Annotated in this window: 15 protein-coding genes; 6 read left to right on the top strand and 9 right to left on the bottom strand. The window is 76.4% G+C overall.

Annotation, left to right across the window (positions count from 1 at the left end; genetic code table 11):
* Nucleotides 1-89 precede the first annotated feature (89 nt).
* A complete protein-coding gene (locus GTR02_RS10995; RefSeq protein WP_166607535.1) occupies nt 90-1214 on the top strand; it encodes a GTP-binding protein in 1125 nt (374 codons plus the stop codon).
* Between the two features lie 19 nt (nt 1215-1233).
* Here GTR02_RS10995 and GTR02_RS10990 read toward each other — a convergent pair whose 3' ends face one another.
* The 3 genes from GTR02_RS10990 to GTR02_RS24395 form a co-directional block, all read right to left on the bottom strand.
* Entirely contained in the window at nt 1234-2409 is a 1176-nt protein-coding gene (locus tag GTR02_RS10990) for a YibE/F family protein (RefSeq protein ID WP_166607534.1), read from the bottom strand.
* Nucleotides 2410-2453: 44 nt separating this feature from the next.
* Nucleotides 2454-4619: a heavy metal translocating P-type ATPase gene (locus GTR02_RS10985; RefSeq protein ID WP_166607537.1), complete on the bottom strand. Its 2166-nt coding sequence runs from the start codon at nt 4617-4619 to the stop codon at nt 2454-2456.
* Between the two features lie 73 nt (nt 4620-4692).
* Entirely contained in the window at nt 4693-4971 is a 279-nt protein-coding gene (locus GTR02_RS24395; protein WP_166607533.1) for a DUF1490 family protein, read from the bottom strand.
* 190 nt (nt 4972-5161) lie between these two features.
* Between GTR02_RS24395 and rpmG the strand changes: the two genes are divergently transcribed.
* Both rpmG and GTR02_RS10970 read left to right on the top strand, forming a co-directional pair.
* Complete coding sequence (gene rpmG / locus GTR02_RS10975; protein ID WP_166607532.1) at nt 5162-5329, top strand: 50S ribosomal protein L33; 168 nt, start codon at nt 5162-5164, stop codon at nt 5327-5329.
* A gap of 158 nt (nt 5330-5487) precedes the next feature.
* Nucleotides 5488-6516: an Atu2307/SP_0267 family LLM class monooxygenase gene (locus tag GTR02_RS10970; RefSeq protein ID WP_166607531.1), complete on the top strand. Its 1029-nt coding sequence runs from the start codon at nt 5488-5490 to the stop codon at nt 6514-6516.
* Between the two features lie 60 nt (nt 6517-6576).
* Here the strand turns inward: GTR02_RS10970 and GTR02_RS10965 are convergent, their stop codons facing one another.
* Nucleotides 6577-7119 (bottom strand): pyridoxamine 5'-phosphate oxidase family protein, encoded by a 543-nt coding sequence (locus tag GTR02_RS10965; RefSeq protein ID WP_166607530.1) that lies wholly within the window; start codon nt 7117-7119, stop codon nt 6577-6579.
* A 67-nt stretch (nt 7120-7186) separates the two neighbouring features.
* On the opposite strand from GTR02_RS10965, the gene GTR02_RS10960 reads away from it, so the two are divergent.
* The gene (locus GTR02_RS10960) at nt 7187-7408 is read left to right on the top strand and encodes a Coa1/Tim21 domain-containing protein (protein ID WP_166607529.1); all 222 of its coding nucleotides are present in this window, start codon (nt 7187-7189) and stop codon (nt 7406-7408) included.
* Nucleotides 7409-7499: 91 nt separating this feature from the next.
* Here GTR02_RS10960 and GTR02_RS10955 read toward each other — a convergent pair whose 3' ends face one another.
* Complete coding sequence (locus GTR02_RS10955) at nt 7500-9224, bottom strand: S8 family serine peptidase (RefSeq protein WP_166607528.1); 1725 nt, start codon at nt 9222-9224, stop codon at nt 7500-7502.
* 188 nt (nt 9225-9412) lie between these two features.
* Here GTR02_RS10955 and GTR02_RS10950 point away from each other — a divergent pair, with 188 nt between their 5' ends.
* Nucleotides 9413-10852 carry a glucose-6-phosphate dehydrogenase gene (locus GTR02_RS10950; RefSeq protein ID WP_338073738.1) on the top strand — a complete coding sequence of 480 codons (1440 nt, stop codon included), beginning with the start codon at nt 9413-9415 and terminating at the stop codon, nt 10850-10852.
* A gap of 80 nt (nt 10853-10932) precedes the next feature.
* Nucleotides 10933-11922, top strand: a complete 990-nt coding sequence (locus tag GTR02_RS10945; protein WP_166607527.1) for a D-2-hydroxyacid dehydrogenase — start codon at nt 10933-10935, stop codon at nt 11920-11922.
* Nucleotides 11923-11936: 14 nt separating this feature from the next.
* Here GTR02_RS10945 and GTR02_RS10940 read toward each other — a convergent pair whose 3' ends face one another.
* The 4 genes from GTR02_RS10940 to GTR02_RS10925 all read right to left on the bottom strand — a co-directional run.
* Nucleotides 11937-12827 (bottom strand): metal ABC transporter permease, encoded by an 891-nt coding sequence (locus tag GTR02_RS10940; RefSeq protein ID WP_166607526.1) that lies wholly within the window; start codon nt 12825-12827, stop codon nt 11937-11939.
* Nucleotides 12824-13660 carry an ATP-binding cassette domain-containing protein gene (locus GTR02_RS10935; RefSeq protein WP_166607525.1) on the bottom strand — a complete coding sequence of 279 codons (837 nt, stop codon included), beginning with the start codon at nt 13658-13660 and terminating at the stop codon, nt 12824-12826. Before GTR02_RS10935 ends, GTR02_RS10940 begins: the two co-directional genes overlap by 4 nt.
* A gap of 7 nt (nt 13661-13667) precedes the next feature.
* Nucleotides 13668-14618 carry a metal ABC transporter solute-binding protein, Zn/Mn family gene (locus tag GTR02_RS10930; protein ID WP_166607524.1) on the bottom strand — a complete coding sequence of 317 codons (951 nt, stop codon included), beginning with the start codon at nt 14616-14618 and terminating at the stop codon, nt 13668-13670.
* 64 nt (nt 14619-14682) lie between these two features.
* Nucleotides 14683-16826: hypothetical protein (locus GTR02_RS10925; protein WP_205709049.1), on the bottom strand; the 2144-nt coding region annotated here is incomplete at its 5' end.

Below are 16826 nucleotides of genomic sequence, written 5' to 3'. Positions count from 1 at the left end.
GGACGAGACGGGTGCACGGGTCCTCCGGGGAGCGGGAACGGGCTGGTAGCGTCACCGTAGATGAGAACCGTTCCCAACAGGAGGTCGACGTGCCGCTCTCTCCCCCCGACGCCGACGCCGACGCCGACGCCCGGCTGCCCGTCACCGTCGTCACGTCCGTCGACCCGGTCCTGCGGGACCTGGCCACCGCGGCGGCGCTGTGGGACGTCCCCCGCGTGGTCGTGGCCCGCTACGACCTCGGCCCGCAGAGCCTGCGCCGCGTCGTGAGCGACCTCTCGGGCGTCCTGGAGGACGTCACCGTGCCCCTCGAGCACGCCTGCCTGGGCTGCGCGCAGCGCGAGGACGTGCTGCCGCTGCTCGCCGCGCTGGCCGCGAGCGGGCGCGCCGACGCCGTCGTGCTGGCCCTGCCCGTGGCGGCCGAGCCGGCGCCCGTGGTCCACGCGCTCGGCGCCGACGACCAGGTGGCCGGTGTCGTGCGCCTCGCCGGCGTGGTCGCCGCGGTCGCCGGGGCGAGCCTCGTCGACGACGTGCTGGGCGACGCGCTGCTGTCCGAGCTCGGGCTGCCGGACCTCGAGGGCGACGACCGCGCGGTCGGCGAGGTGCTCGCCCACCAGCTGGACGAGGCGGACCTCGTGCTGGCCGACGCGGACCTGCACCCGCGCGCCTCGGCGCTGCTGCAGCACCTGTGCGGTCCCGCGATCGCGACGAGCACGGTCGCGGAGATCGGCGGTGCGGCCGTGCTCGCGCCCCGCCGCCCGGCCGCGGGCTCGCGCGCCGACCTGCGCCGCGCGCGGCACCACGGCGTGCCGGACGGGTGCGGGGTGTGGACGCTGGAGCTCAGCTCGCCGCGCGCGTTCCACCCCGGCCGGCTCCTGGAGCGCATCGAGGACCTGGGCGCCGGGCGGCTGCGGGCGCGCGGCTCCTTCTGGCTGCCGTCGCGGCCCGGCACCCTGTGCGCGTGGGACGGCGCCGGGGGCCGGCTCAGCATCGGCGGGCTCGGCGGCTGGGGTCTGGACACCCCGCGCACGCACCTGGTGGTGACGGGCACGCAGCTCGGCGACCGCGACCGGCTGCGGGCCGCGTTCGGCGACGTCCTGGCCACGCCGGCCGAGGAGGCGGCCCTGCGCGAGCGCGCCGCCGGCGGCGCCGGGGACGGCCTCGAGCCCTGGCTCGGCGAGGTCCCCGCGGGCCACGGCGTCCCCGCGGGCGAGTGAGCGGGCGCGGGGCGGTGCGTCAGCGAGCGCGCGCCGTCCGGGCGCCGATGGCGGCGGCCGCGAACGCCGTGGTCACGGGCACGGTCACGGCGAGGCTGATGCCGCCCACGGCCGTGCGGACCACCTCCCCCGCGATCGCCGACGTCGCGAGGACGTCGCCCACGGGCTGCGCGTACAGGTGCAGCAGCAGCAGCGTGGGCAGCGCCGCGCCCGCGTAGGCGAACGCGACGGTGTAGACGGTCGAGGCGAGGTGGTCGCGGCCGACGCGCATGCCGCTCGCGAACAGCGCCCGGAACCCCGCGCCCGGGTCGGCGGCGCGCACCTCCCAGACCGCCGACGCCTGCGTGATCGTGACGTCGTTGAGGATCCCGAGCGCGGCGACGAGGGTCCCGGCGAGGACCACGCCGCGCAGGTCGACGGACCCCGTGAGGATCGTGACGGTCGTGGAGCTCTCGTCGTCGAGGCCCCGCAGGTGGTTGGCGTCGACGGCGAGGACCGCGACCACCGCCGTGACGAGCAGGCCCGCGACCGTCCCGAGGTACGCAGCGGTCGTGCGCACCGAGACCCCGTGCGTCAGGTACAGGACGACGCCCATCACGGCCGTCGCCGCGCACACCGACACCACGACCGGGTCCTCCTGGCGCACGAGCGCCGGCAGGAGGTAGAAGCCCACCGCCGCACCGCCGATGCCCAGCCCCACCAGCGCGGCCGCCCCGCGGCGGCGCCCGACGAGGACGGTCACGAGGACGAACGCCCCCACGACGACCGCGAGCGGGACGCGGCGGTCGAAGTCGACCCAGACGTAGGTCTCGGCCAGCCCGTCGGCCGCGGGGTAGCGGGTCAGGGTGACGGCGTCGCCCGCCGCCAGCCCGCCGCGGTAGACGGCCGGTGGGACCGACACGGTCACCTCCGCCGGCCCGCCCGCACCGGCCAGCGCGACCGTGGCCTGCGGGCACTCGACGGTGTCGGGCAGCGTGCCGTCGGGCAGCCGGTCCTCGGCGAGCTCGCCGCGGCACTCGAGCATCCGCGTCGCCGTGACGTCGCCGCGCACGGTCTGGGCGCCCGCGACCGACGTCGCCGCCGTGGCGGGGCCCGGCCCCCGCGGCCAGGTGAGCGCGATGCCGACGACCGCGGCCACCAGCACGGCCGCGACCACGACGGCCAGCCCGCGCCGCAGCGCCCGCGTGGTCTCCACGACCGGGGGCGGGCCCCCGTGCGCGTGGCCGTCGCCCGGCGGCGTCACCGGCGGGCGGGCAGCTGGTACCGGATGAGCCGCGCGGAGTTCACGGCCACGAACACCGAGGAGGCGTTGTGGGCGATCGCCGCGAGGACGGGGGACAGCGCCCCGCCCGCGCCCAGGGCCAGCCCGACGCCGTTGACCGCGATCGAGGCGCCGTAGTTCTGGCGCACCAGCCGCAGCGTGCGGTCGCCGAGGTCGCGCAGGTGCAGCAGGCGGCGCAGGTCGTCGCCGACGAGCGCGACGTCCGCGGTCTCGACCGCCACGTCCGTGCCCGACAGCCCCATCGCGACGCCGAGGTCGGCCAGCGCGAGGGCGGGGGCGTCGTTCGTGCCGTCGCCCACGACGGCCACCGTGAACCCGTCCTCCTTGAGCCGGCGCACGACGTCCTGCTTGTCCTCGGGCATGACGTGGGCCCGGAACTCCGTGATGCCGAGCTCCGCCGCGACGGCCGCGGCGGTCTCGGCGTTGTCGCCCGTCAGCATGACGATCCGCCGGACGCCGGTGCGGCGCAGCGTGTCCAGGACCTCGCGGGCCTCGGGGCGGACCTCGTCGCGCAGGCTGACGAGGCCCGTGAGGACCCCGTCGACCGCGAGCAGGAGCGGCGTCTCGGCCGCCCGCTCCAGCCGGGACACCCAGTCCCGCGCGTGCTCGCCGACCGCCACGCCTTCGCGCTCCATGAGGCCGGGGCTGCCCACGAGCAGGACGCGCCCGCTCGCGAGGACGCGCATCCCCATGCCGAGCAGGACCTCGCACTCCTCGTGGGTGGGGATGAGCAGGTGGCGCTCCTCGGTGGAGCGGATGACGGCCTGCGCCAGCGGGTGCCGGGAGTGCACCTCGGAGTTCGCGGCCTCGGACAGGACCTGCTCGGGCGTCCAGTCGTCGCGGAAGGACAGCACGTTCGTCACGACGGGCCGCCCGACGGTCAGGGTGCCCGTCTTGTCGAACACGAACGCGTCGACGCGCCCCGCGGCCTCGAGGTGCGAGCCGCCCTTGACGAGGATGCCGCGCCGGGCGCCGTTGCCGATGGCCGCGCTGATCGCGGTGGGGGTGGCGAGCCCCACGGCGCACGGGCACGCGATGAGCAGCATCGTCATGGCCCGGCGCACGTCGCGCGTGAGGACGAGCGTGAGCAGCGACAGGCCGAAGGACGCGGGCACGAACCGCCGGCTGAACGCGTCCCCCACGGTCTGCACGGGCGCGCGGTCGGCCTGCGCGTGCTCGACGCGGGCGATGATCCGGCCCACCGCGGTGTCGCCGCCCGTCGCGGTGGCCCGCACGACGAGCCGGCCGCGCAGGTTCACGCTGCCGGCGAGCACCGGGTCGCCCACGGCGCGCTGCACGGGGAGGTTCTCGCCCGTCAGCGCCGCCTGGTCCACGACGCCCTCGCCCTCGACGACCTCGCCGTCCACGGGCAGCGTCGCCTGGTCGAAGACGACGACGAGGTCGCCCACGCGCAGCTCGGCGAGGTCCACCTGCGCCTCGACGACGCTGCCGTCGCGCGCGGTCCGCCGCACCCAGGCCGTCGTCTCCGAGCCGCTCAGCAGGTCCGCGATCGCGCGGCGCGTGCGGCGCAGCGTCAGGTCCTGCAGGTACTCGCCGATGTTCAGCAGCCACAGCACGGTGAGGGCGACGACGTTCTCCCGCAGCAGCAGGCTGGCCACGGTCGCGGCGCTGACGAGGGCGTCGGTGCCGGCGCCGCGGCGCCCCGCGAGGGCGCCCACCGCGCCCTTGAGGAACGGGTACCCCGAGAAGATCGTGACGGCGGTCGCCACGAGCCGGGAGGTCGGCCCGAGCAGCGGCGGGCGCCCGAGGGCGTAGCGGCGCACCCCGAGCGCGGCCAGCGCCGCGCCGCCCACGGCGATGCGGGCGATCTCGGCGTTGCGGGCGTCGGCGGCCCGCGGTTCGCGCTCCGCGACGGCGTCGGCCGGCACGGCGGCGACCGAGGCGACCGCCGCCCACAGGACCTCGGTGCGCACCCGGTCGGGGTCGTAGTGCACGACGACGCCCCCGGTCACGGGGTGCACGCGGACCTGGTGCACGCCCGGCAGCCGCTCGAGGGCGTCCTCGGCCGCGACGGCGCGCGCGGGGCTGCGCACCAGCCAGGCGGCCCGCAGCCGGAGCCGGCCCCCGGCGTCGGCGACGACCTCGAGGTCGGGCAGCGTCACGACCGGCGGCGTCACGACCGGTGGCACCACGACGGGTGGCACCACGACGGGTGGCGTCGGCGTGGGCACCCGCTCAGTGCTGGTGGTCGTGGCCGCCGGCCGCGACGTCGCGGACGGGCGCGCGCTCGCCGAGCTCCTCGTAGGCCTGGGCGACGATGTCGCCCGCGCCGAGGCGGCTGCGCTCGACCTGCGCCTCGGCGGCGCGCGAGGCCCGGATGCCGGCCTTGGTGCCGCTCACGGCGACCCGGCGCAGCGCGGCGGCACCGCGGCCGTCGCTGACGGCCTTGACGAGGCCGGCCGAGGCGGCGGCGGTGACGACGAGACGGCCGAGGGGGGCGGCGAGGGCGAACACGGGGTCCTCCGGAGGGCTCGGGCGGTGAGTCGTCCATGACACCACGGCGAGCTGTGCGGCGGGTGCCGTGGACGACGAGTCGGGAATGGTGATCGTTGTCGGCAGTGTTGCAGAGGGTGCCGCGGGACACCACGCGGCACCACCCCGCGCCGGTGCCCACGCCGGCGCGGACAGCGAGAGGGGACACCCCATGGCCAGGGCCGCCGTCGTCCGACCGGTCGTGCAGCTGAGGTCCACGGGCGGGAGCGGGTACACCTACGTGACCCGCAAGAACCGCCGCAACGACCCGGACCGCCTCGTCGTGCGCAAGTACGACCCGGTGCTGCGCGCGCACGTCGAGTTCCGCGAGCACCGCTGAGCCCTCGTCCCGCGGGCGCCGCGGTCGGGGGACCCGGGCCGCCTTGACACGGGCGGCCCGGCGCCCGGATGCTTGAAAGCGAAACGACCTGGCCGCCCGCTCCGGGCGGCCCGGTCCCGCCGGCGCCCGCGGGGGTGCTGCGACCGAGGAGCCCCACCGTGCAGATCGGCATCGACAGCTTCGTCTCCTCCGTGACGGACCCGGGCACGGGCCGGGCCTCGACGCCCGCCGAGCGCGTGGCCCGGCTGCTCGAGGAGGTCGTCGCGGCCGACGAGGCGGGGCTGGACACGTTCGGCATCGGCGAGCACCACCGTCCCGAGTACTACGACTCCGCGCCGCCGGTCCTGCTCGCGGCGGCCGCGGCGCGCACGCGGCGGATCCGCCTGAACAGCGCGGTGTCGGTCCTCAGCGCCAACGACCCGGTCCGGCTGTTCCAGGAGTTCGCCACGCTGGACCTCGTCTCGCAGGGCCGCGCCGAGCTCGTCGTCGGCCGGGGTTCCTTCACCGAGGCCTTCCCGCTGTTCGGGCTGGAGCTCACCGACTACGACTCGCTGTTCGAGGAGAAGCTCGACCTGCTGCTGCGCATCCGCGCGTCGTCCACCGTGCACTGGTCCGGCCGGCACCGGCCTGCCCTCACGGGTCAGGGCGTCTACCCCCGCCCGGTGCAGGAGCAGCTGCCGATCTGGGTCGGCGTCGGCGGCAGCCCCGAGTCGTTCGTGCGGGCCGGGCTGCTCGGGCTGCCCCTCATGGTGGCCATCATCGGCGGGGAACCGCGGCGGTTCCGCCCGCTCGTCGACCTCTATCGGCGGGCGGGGGCGGAGGCCGGGCACGCGCCGGAGGAGCTGCGCGTGTCCATCCACGTGCCGGGTTTCGTCGCGGACACCGACAGCGAGGCCGCGGACCTGTTCTACCCCGGCTACGAGCGCATGTTCGGGGGCATCGCGGCCGAGCGGGGTTTCCCGCCCGTGACGCGCGCCCGGTTCGACGCGAGCCTCGGGCCGGCCAGCGCCCTGTTCATCGGCAGCCCGCGGACCGTGGCCGAGAAGGTCCGCTCCGTCTCCGCGGACCTCGGGGGTCTCGCGCGCCTCACCGTGCAGATGACGAACCCCGGCATCGCGCACGACGCGATGCTGCACGCCATCGGGCTGCTGGGCGGCGACGTCGCGCCCGCCGTCCGCGCCGCCTGACGGAGCGCGCCGGCCGCCACCGGAACGGTCGCGCGGCCGCGGCGAGCCCGTCGCCGGGGCTCAGAGGCCGGCGAGGCCGTCGATGCTGCTGGTGTTCTCGCGCTCGCGGTACCCGGCCATACCCGCCGGGCCGGCCGCCGCGGCGTTGCTGCGGATGAGGTCCCGCTCGCCCGTCACGACGTCCATGACCGGGACGCCCCACCCGCACGCGTCGCTGACGCGGTCCACGTCCACGGTGATCACGGCGCGGGTGCTGGGGTTCGGCGGGTGCAGCGCGACGACCTCGCCGAACCCCGCGGTACCGGGCCGGTGCACCCGGCCCCGCCCGTGCAGGCGCACGATCCGCGGCTCCCGGTCGAACGACGCGAACATGACGCACGCGCGCCCGTTCTCCTGCAGGTGCGCGATCGTCTCGACTCCGCTGCCGGTGAAGTCGACCCACCCCACGCGGTGCGGGCCCAGGACGGAGAACGAGTCCCCGCCGCGGGGCGAGACGTTCACGCGGCCCCCGGCGTCGAGCGGCGCGGTGGCCGTGAACCACAGCGGCTGCGCCTCGATCCAGCGCCGCAGGTCGTCGTCGATCGCCGCGAACACCTCACCCATGCGCCCGACCCTAGCCGGGCGTCGCGGCCCCAGCGGGCGGCCGGCGGCAGGCGTAGGGTCCTGGGCCGTGGGGAACCCGACGCGCAGGCAGACGTGGTCGTTCATCGCCGCCCTGGCCGGGCTGGTCGTCTCGGGGTCGGTGCTGCTGGTGCTCGTGCCGTCGTTCTTCGACGGCAGCGGCGGCCACCCCCGGGCCGCCGCGGCGTGCGCGGTCCCCGTCCTCGTCTGCGCGGCCGGGCTGCGGCACCGGCGCCCCGCCGTGCGCGGGGCGCAGCGCCCCCGCGCGTGACGCGCGACTGGACCGCGCCCCCGCCGGACACCGCGAGAGGCGACGCCCCGGCGAGGCCGGGACGCCGCCTCTCGTGCGCGGGGGTGAGGAGTCAGGACACGGCGCTGAGCGCGTCCACCACGCCCTGGCCGTAGAACCCGTTGTCGTCCGCCGGCCCGGCGCACGTGGCCGTGCTGGTGACGACGCCCGCGGTCGCGGAGACGCGCCGGTAGGTGAACTGCGCGGGCACCGGGCACGGCACGTCGGTGGCGGTGCCGAGCAGCACCTGCTCGGTGACCGACGGGGCCAGCGTCAGCGTCCCGGGGTGCGCCGGGTCCTTGGTCCCGTACCGGCTGACGATGAGCGCCGCGACGCCGGCCGCGTGCGGCGCGGCCATCGAGGTGCCCTGAAGGTACTGGTAGTAGCCGCAGACGTCCCCGTCGCAGTCGCGCACGACCATGGGGTTCGTCGGGACGCCCGCCGCGTCGACGTCGCCGTTGGCGACGGCGAGGTGCTGCGGGTAGGCCGCGAGCACGAGGGCCTTCGGGTCGAGGCGGCCGTTGGCCGTGTCGTAGGCGTCGCCGCCGGGCGCGGACACGTCCGACTGCTCGGTGCCGTAGTTGGAGTAGTACGCCTTGCGGCCCGAGGGGCCCGTGGAGTTCACGGTCACGACGCCGTCGCTCTCGGCCGGCACGCTCAGGCAGGTCGAGTTGTCGATGGTGCGCTCGCGCGCCGCGATCGGGTCGCCCTCGGCGTCCACGGGGTAGTCGGGGCTGCTCGCGTCGACGCCCGGGACGCCCAGGTCGGTCGCCTCGTTGCCGGAGGCCGACACCGGCAGGACGCCCTTGCTGCGCGCGTAGTCCAGCGCCCGCTGCGTGGCCTCGACGACGATGCGCTGCTCCTGCTGCTCGGCGGGGGAGTCCGCCGGGTTCGCGGTGCAGTTGAACAGCCACGGGTCGACGTAGAAGCTCATGTTCACGACGTCGACGCCCGCGTCGCCCGCGTACGTCAGCGCGTCCAGCGTGGGCTGCAGGAAGAAGTAGCCGCTGTCCTGCCCCGCGCGGATGTTCACGAGGTGCACCTCGGGTGCGACGCCCGCGACGCCGATCCCGTTCAGCGGCGAGCCGATGGTGCTGGCGACGTGCGTGCCGTGCCCGTCGTCGTCGACGTCGGCCGGGTCGACGCAGCTCGCGACCTCGCACACGCCGTCGATGTCGGGCATGTCCGTGGTGAAGTTCCGGCTGGCCGCGGCGTCGAAGTTCGGGGCGATGTCGGGGTGGCTGCCGTCGACACCGGTGTCGATGATGCCGACGGTGACCTTCTTCGAGCCCTTCTCGGTCGCGTACGACCCGGCCGGCGTGGCGCGGATCGCGGCCATGTCCCACTGCAGCGGGGACAGCGGGTCGCCAGTGCCCTTCGCGGCCTTCCCCAGCGTCGTGCGGGGGGCCGCGGCGGCCGCGGCGCGCTCGGCCTCGGTGAGCCGCTCGACCGCGTCGGCGTCGGCGCGGACCTCCGCGGGCGCCTTGCCGATGCTGCGGTTGCGCGCCGCACCCACGAGGGCGGGCGAGGCGTCGGCGGCTTGCGCGAAACCGGCGGCGGCCGAGCGCACCAGGGCGTAGCCGACCTCGGTGTTGCTGGAGACGACGGTCCCGCCGGCGGCCTGGATGGCGGCGCGGGCGTCGGTCTCGGCGGTGCCGGGTTCGTACAGCACGACGTAGTCGTGCGCGGTGGCGTCGGCCGCGGTGGTCGAGTCGGCCGAGGAGGCGGACTGGGTCACCACGAGCGTCGCGGCCACGACGCTGAGGGTCACGGCGGAACTGAGGATGCGTCGGCGCATTCGTCCTCCTGCGGAGTGGGGTGGGGCGGGGCTGGAGGGCGGGTGTCCGGCCGGGCGTCACCCGTCCGGAGCAGTGGGTGCTGCGGAGTGTGCTGCACAGAGTGTCCTCAGGCAAGCGTCCGGGGCGACGGGTCCGCCACCGGGTGCTGCCCGGGCGGGCCCGGACCGGGGTGGCTACCGTTCACCGCGTGAGCGACGCCCCCACCGCCCCGGACCGCCCGACCGAGTCCGGGCAGGACGCTGCGCCGCCGACCGCGTTCCTCCTCTACGGCGCCACGGGCGACCTCGCCAAGCGCCTCGTCATGCCCGGTTTCGCCGCGCTGGCCGCCGCGGGTCTGCTGCCCGAGCAATGGCGCCTCGTCGGTAGCGGCCGTCGCAGCCTGAGCGACGACGACTACCGCCGGCACGTGCGCGAGGGGCTGGAGGAGTTCGGCAAGGACGTCTCCGACGAGGTCCAGGACGCCGTCGGCGCCGGGCTGCGCTTCGCGGGCGGGGGGTTCAGCGAGGACGACCCCGGCGAGCTCCTCGACGTGCTCGCCGCCGTGCGCGCCGAGCTCGGCGACGACGTCCAGCTGGTGCACTACCTCGCGCTGCCGCCGTCGACGTTCGAGGCGTACACGCGCGCCATCGCCGCGCACGGCCTGGCCGACGGTGCCCGCGTCGTCTACGAGAAGCCGTACGGCACGTCGCCGGAGTCGTTCGAGGAGCTGGACCGGCTCGTGCAGTCGGTGTTCTCCGAGGACCGGGTGTTCCGCATCGACCACTTCCTGGGCAAGGAGGCGACCCAGCAGCTGCACGTGCTGCGCTTCGCCAACCGCCTCCTCGAGCAGGTCTGGAGCGCCGAGCACGTCGCCCAGGTCCAGATCGACGTGCCCGAGACCCTGGGCGTCGACGAGCGCGCGCAGTTCTACGACGCCACCGGCGCCACCCTCGACATGCTCGTGACCCACCTGCTGCAGGTCGCCGCCGAGGTCGCCCTCGAACCGCCGGCCGCCCCCGGGCCCGAGGCGCTGCAGGAGGCGCGCGAGTCGGTGCTGGCCTGCTTCCGCCCCGTCGACCCCGCCGAGGTGGTCCTCGGCCAGGGCGCCGGGTACCGCGAGCTCGACGACGTCGACGACGCCTCGACGACCGACACCTACGTCGCGGCGCGGATCTGGGTGGACACCGACCGCTGGCGCGGCGTCCCCTTCGTCCTGCGCACGGGCAAGCAGCTGGCCGAGAGCCACCAGCACGTCACCCTCGTGCTGCGCCCGCCGGCCGCGCGGCAGCACGAGGTCCGCGAGCCCGAGACGATCACCTTCACGCTCAGCGGCAACGGGACGGTGTGGAGCCAGGTGACGGCGCGGCGCCCCGGGGTCTCCGACGACCTCGTCAGCGGGCGCCTCTACCTCGAGCTCGACGACCTGCCGGACGCCGAGCCGCTGCCCGCCTACGCGACGCTGCTGCGCGACGTCCTGGTCGGCGACCGGGCCCTGTTCACGACCGCGGCCGGCCTGCGCGACGCGTGGCGCGTGGTGACGCCGCTGCTCGAGCACCGGCCCGAGCTGCACCCCTACGACGCCGGGTCGTGGGGGCCCGCGGCCGCCGACGAGCTCGCCGCTCCCTACGGGTGGCTGTCCCAGCACTGACGGTCACAGCGCGGCGGGGTGTGCGCCCGTCCGGGGGCCGGTGCGCGCGGGGCGGGCCCGCGACCCGTCATGCTCGGGGCATGACCGAGCGCCCCGACCTCCTCGTGATCGCCGACGCCGCCGACCCCGAGCTGGACGCCCTGGAGTCGCGGGCGCTGCTGCGCCGGCTCCACCCGGCGAGCCAGGGCCTGGCCGCGGCGCTCGCCGAGGCCGACGCCGTCGTGGTGTGGAACTGCGTCGTGCCGGGGTTCGAGGCGGCGTTCACCGAGGCCCTGGCCGCCACGGGCGGGCTGCCGCGCCTGCGCTGGGTGCACACGACCAGCGCGGGCCCCGACCGCCTCGTCTTCGAGGCTCTCGTGACCCACCCCGCGGTCCTCACGTGCTCGCGCGGCGTCCTGGACGTCGACGTGGCCGAGTACGTCGTGGCGTGCGTGCTGGCCCTCCTCAAGGACGTGCCCGCGACCGTCCGGCTGCAGGGCGCGTCGCGGTGGCGGCACCGCCGCACGCGCAGCCTCGCCGGCACGCGCGGCCTCGTCGTCGGCGCCGGCTCGATCGGGACGGCGACCGGGCGCCTGCTGCACGCCCTCGGCGTCGCCGTCGACGGCGTCGTGCGCGAGCCCCGCGAGGCCGCCGAGCCGTTCGGCGCCCTGCACGCCCCGGCCGAGCTGGCCTCGATCGTCGGCGAGTACGACGTCGTCGTCGTCACGGCGCCGCTGACGGTGGCCACCGAGGGCCTCGTGAGCGCCGAGGTGATCGCCGCGATGAAGGCGTCGGCCGTGTTCGTCAACGTGGGCCGCGGCCACGTGGTCGACGAGGCGGCGCTGCTGGCGGCGGTCAAGCGCGGTCGCCTGTCCGGCGTCGCCCTCGACGTGTTCACGGTCGAGCCGCTGCCGGCGGACAGCCCCTGGTGGTCCGAGCCGCGCGCGATCGTCTCGCCGCACCTGGCGGGCGACTCGGAGGACTTCCTGCAGCGCCTGCAGGCGCTGCTCCTGGAGCAGCTGGCGCGCTTCGCCGCCGGTGAGGAGCTCCTGCACGTCGTCGACGGGCAGCGGGGCTACGCGACGAGCTGACCCGTCCGCGCGGGTCAGCGCCGCGGCGCGACGGCGTCGGGCACGGCCGTCGCGGGGCGCGCGGCGGGGCGCCGCACCCGGCCCACCAGGCGGCACACCAGGTAGGTCGTGAACGACACCGTCGTGACGTACGGGCTGATGGGGATGCTCGAGCCCAGCGCCAGCAGCGTCCCGCCGACGACCGCGGTGACCGCGAACGCGACGCTCAGGACGGGCACGAGGAACGGCGACGCGCTGACCCGCACGGCCGCGGCCGCGGGCGTCACGAGCAGGGCCAGCACCAGCAGCGCCCCGACGATCTGCACGCTCATCGCCACGGCCAGCCCCAGCACGAGCATGAACACGGGCGACAGGACGCGCACCGGGACGCCGCGCGCCGCAGCCAGTTCCGGGTCGAGGCTCGCGAACAGCAGCGGCCGCCACACGACCGCGAGGGCCGCGACCACGACGGTCGCGATGATGGCCAGGGACAGCAGCTGCGGGTCGTCCACCGCGACGATCTGCCCCGTCAGCAGGCCGAACTTGTTCGCCGACCGGCCCTGGTACAGCGCGAGGAACAGCACGCCCAGCCCCAGCCCGAACGGCATGAGGACGCCGATCGCGGAGTTGTGCTCCTTCGCCCGGACGCCGAGGACGCCGAAGAGCACGGCCGCGAGGACGGACCCGACGAGGGAGCCGAGGACGACGTTGACGCCGAGCAGCAGCGCGGCCGCGGCGCCCGCGAAGCTCAGCTCGCTGATGCCGTGCACGGCGAACGGCAGGTCCCGCGCGACGACGAACACCCCGACGAGCCCCCCGACGAGGCCCAGCAGCGCCCCGGCGTACAGCGAGTTGTGCACGAGGTCGAGCAGCGCGCCGTAGTCGCGGAAGTCGAAGACGTCGTTCCAGCCGATGCCCGTCGTCACGACGAGACCTCCTCGTGCGGGTGGGGGCTGGGGGCGGCGCCGCCGACGACGAGGAGCCGCCCACCGGACTCGACGACCTCGACGGGGCTGCCGTACAGCTCCGACAGGGTCGTCGACGTCATGACCTCCGCGGGCGGGCCGATGCGGAAGCGCCCCGCGGCCAGGTACAGGACGCGGTCGACGTAGGGGAGCACGGGGTTGATGTCGTGGGTCACGAAGAGCACGGCGGCGCCCGAGTCGTGCCGGCAGCGGTCGACCAGCCGGCTGACGGCCTGCGCGTGGTGCAGGTCCAGCGACAGCAGGGGCTCGTCGCACAGCAGCAGGGCCGGGTCGCCCACGATGCCCTGCGCGACCCGCAGCCGCTGCTGCTCGCCGCCGGAGAGCCGGCCGACCGGGGCGTCGGCGTAGGAGGTGGCGCCCACGGCGGCGAGCACGCGGTCGACGGCCGCGTCCGCGCGCCGGCTGGGCAGCAGCGGTCCCCACCGGTGGCCGTCGAGGCCGAGGCGCACGAAGTCGCGGGCGCGCAGCGGCGTCGTCGCCTCGAGGCCGCGCTGCTGCGGGACGTAGCCGATGTCGCGCCCGCCGCGGCGCACGGGCCGCCCGGCGACCTCGATGGTCCCGGCGGACAGCGGGCGCTGCCCGAGGACGACCTTCAGCAGGCTCGTCTTGCCCGCGCCGTTGGCGCCGAGGACGGCGACGAACTCCCCGGGCGCGACGTCGAGGTCGAGCCCCGTCCACAGCCGGCGCTCGCCGAAGGCCAGCCCCGCGTCGCGCAGGCGCAGCGCGGGGGCCCCGGGCGGCCGGGGGTCGCGCCCCCGGGGGTGCGCGCTCACCGGCCGGTCACGGCCGCAGGGCCGCCGCGACCGCCTCGACGTTCTCGGTCATCCACGTCGTGTAGTCCTTGCCCTCGGGGAGCGTCTCGGTGACGGGCACCACGGCGATGCCCGCCGCGCGGGCCGCGGCCAGCACCTGCTCCGTCTGCGGGCCGGTGGTCTGCTCGTTGTACACGAGCGCGCGCACCTGCCGGTCGGTGAACAGGGCCAGTGTCTCCTGCAGCACGTCGACCGGGACGTCGGTGTCCTCCTCGATGGCCTCGGAGAAGGCCTCGGGGGTCTTCTCCACCGCACCGAGGGCGTCGAGCAGGTAGCCGGGGACGGGTTCGGTGATGGCGACGGGCGCGCCCCGCGTCGCGGCGGCGTCGGCGGTGATCGTCTGCTCGAGGGTGGCCAGCTGCGCGTCGAAGGCGTCGGCGTTGGCCTTGAAGGTGGCCGCGTCGTCGGGGGCGGCCTGCGTCAGGGCGGCCTCGACGGCGTCGGCGACCTTGCGCACGCTCGGGACGTCGTACCAGACGTGCTCGTTCAGCTCCTCGCCCGCGCCGGCGGCCTTGCCGGAGACGTCGACGGCGTTGACCACCCTCACGTCGGGGTTGTCGGCCGCCTTCAGCATGGTGTCCACGAAGTCGTCGTACCCGCCGCCGTTCTCGACGACGACGTCGGCGCGGGAGAGCTCGAGCTGGGTCCGGGTGTTCGCCTCGTAGGAGTGCGGGTCCGCCGAGGGGTCGGTGATGATCGAGGTGACGGTGGCGGCGTCGCCCGCGACGGCCGTCGCGATGCTGCCGTAGACGTCGGTCGAGGCCACGATGCTCAGCCCGTCCGTGCCGCTCGGCGTCGCGCCCGCCTCCGTCGCGGTCGTGGAGTCCCCGCCGCAGCCGGTGAGCAGCAGCGCGGTCGCGACGCCGCCGGCCAGCGCGACGGCGGAGGTGCGGGAGCGGAGGGGCGCGACGCGGGGCATGGAAGCTCTCCTGACGATGGGAACGATTCTCGACAAGAGTAGCGCGGCCCCGGCGGGCCCCGCGTCAGCGGGTCCCGTCGACCGGCGCGGGGCCGGCGTGGACGTCGCCCGCGGGCGCCGGGGCCCCGCCGCGCGGGGTCCCCTCCGCGGTCTCCAGCACGCGCGTGCAGGCCGCCAGCAGCAGCGGCACCGCGAGCATGGCGCCCGCCGCGGGGACGGCGGTGCCGGAGTCGTTGACGGCGAAGCCGATGCCGAGCAGGACCAGCAGCGCGACCGCCCCCGACTTCACGACGGGGTGCCGGTCGTACGTCGTCTGCAGCGCCGAAACGCCCAGCGCGGACGGGCGCATGAGCACGAAGGCGATGAACGCGGCCGCGAACGGCAGCACCACCGTGAACCACGACCCGACGAGGATCCGCAGGTTCTGCGCCGCCTTGCGCTCCACGACCTGCCACGCGCCGCCGTCCAGCAGCGTGGTGACGAAGCGCCCGAGGTGGGTCTGGTCGTCGGTCGGGCGCAGCCAGTCGGCCACGGCGATCAGCGAGATCGCCAGCAGCGTCCCGGCCCCGATCAGCAGGACGCGCCGCCACGTCACGCGCACCCCCGCGACGAGCAGGGCCAGCAGCCCGAACGCCGGGATGATCGCGGGCGGGCCGCCGAAGTCGCTGCCCAGCACGCCGTCCACGACGGTGGCGGTCAGCCCCAGGACGATGACGGCCGCGACCGCGAGGCGGCGGTGGCCCGTCGCGAGCAGGCGGTCGGCGACGGCCACCGTGAGGAGGAGGGTGCCGACCGCGAACAGCGCGAACTGGGGGTTGCCGAGCCCGTAGAAGCGGCCCGCCACGACGGGCTGCAGTCCGATGAGGCTGGACGTCACGAGCCGGGAGCCCGTGGCGACGTCGACCGCGAGCACCAGCGCGGTGGCCGCGCCGACGAAGCCGACCGGGCCCAGCGGGTGCCGCCGCCACGGCCCGAGCAGCGCCAGCGCGCTCAGCAGGACGACGAACAGCGCCACGGCCCCGGTCACCGCCAGCAGGTGCGAGCCCTCGGCCGTGCCGGCCCGCCACCAGGGGACGGTGTTGGCCAGGTAGGTCGAGGCGGGGACCGCGCCGAAGACGATGGCGAGCCGCCGCAGCCACGCGAGCACGCGCGGGCGCACGCGCGGCCCGCCCCAGGAGCGCCGCAGCGCGATCGTCGCGACGGCGAAGAGGACGATCTGCGACAGCACCCAGACGACGACGAACGGCGGGACGAGCGGCTGGATCGCCTGCGCGGCCAGGTCGAGGTCGCGGACCTTCTCGACGCGCTCGGCGACGGGCGTGCCCGCGTCGGTGGCCGTGACGGGTGAGCCCACGAGGCCGGGGGTCGCGGTGTCGCTGCCCAGCGCCAGGGCGAGCACGGTGGGCGCGAGGTCCGTCGTCTGCACGATGCCCGTCTGCCGCGTCGAGCGGCTGCCGAGCAGGCCCTCGTAGCGGCCGCCGCCGGGGGCGGGGCCCGTCGCGGCGGCGAACTGCAGGTGCGGGGTGCGGCCCGCGTCGGCGATCGAGGCGACGACGAGCGCCGGGTCGTCGCCCGCGGCCGCCACGGCCGCGCGCACCGCGGCCACGCGCGCGTCGACGAGCGCGACCTGCTCGGCCCGGCTCGCGGCCGGCGCGGCCTCCTCGCGCGGCAGGTCGGCCGGGTCCCGGACGGCGCCCGCGTCCACGACGACCACCTGCGCCCCGGCCGCGAGCTGCGCCGCGACGGCCGCGCCCAGGGCCGCCGGGTCCCAGCTCTCCCCGGCCGCCGGGTCGAGGACGGGGCTGTCGGCGACGTAGGTCCCCGCCAGCCGCCCGTCCGGCAGCGCCAGCGCGAGGCCCGCGCCCCGCCCGAGCGCGGCCGTGCGGACCCCGCCGTCGGCCAGCGCCCGCCCGAGCAGCCCCGGGGTGGCGCCGTAGGTGCCGGCGGTGGCGATCTCGGTGTAGCGGGCCGCGTCCGGCTGCACCCCGTCGCGCACGGGCGCGACGGGCGCGCAGGCCGCGTCGACGTGCTCGGTGGAGCTGCCGGCGAAGTCGGTGGCGCGGCGACCCGCGGACAGCGCGAGCCAGCCGTCGCCGGGGCAGGCGGCCGTGAACACCGAGCGGACGGCGACCGTGCCGATCGCCCCGTCGGCGGCCATCCCGGCGAGCGCGGGGGTCGCGGTCGCCGACACGTCGGCCCACCGCACCC

It is taken from the genome of Kineococcus siccus, assembly GCF_009906795.1.
In the GTDB taxonomy this organism is placed as follows: Bacteria; Actinomycetota; Actinomycetes; order Actinomycetales; family Kineococcaceae; genus Kineococcus; species Kineococcus siccus.
The sequence above is the reverse complement of the archived record's forward strand: the minus strand, read 5'-3'. Positions and strand labels throughout refer to the sequence as shown.

Bases quoted from the DNA above. Each gene is read 5' to 3' on its own strand.
- GTR02_RS10930 (WP_166607524.1), bottom strand. From the start codon at position 14,618: ATGCCCCGCGTCGCGCCCCTCCGCTCCCGCACCTCCGCCGTCGCGCTG.
- GTR02_RS10945 (WP_166607527.1), top strand. From the start codon at position 10,933: ATGACCGAGCGCCCCGACCTCCTCGTGATCGCCGACGCCGCCGACCCC.
- GTR02_RS10965 (WP_166607530.1), bottom strand. From the start codon at position 7,119: ATGGGTGAGGTGTTCGCGGCGATCGACGACGACCTGCGGCGCTGGATC.
- GTR02_RS10955 (WP_166607528.1), bottom strand. From the start codon at position 9,224: ATGCGCCGACGCATCCTCAGTTCCGCCGTGACCCTCAGCGTCGTGGCC.
- rpmG (WP_166607532.1), top strand. From the start codon at position 5,162: ATGGCCAGGGCCGCCGTCGTCCGACCGGTCGTGCAGCTGAGGTCCACG.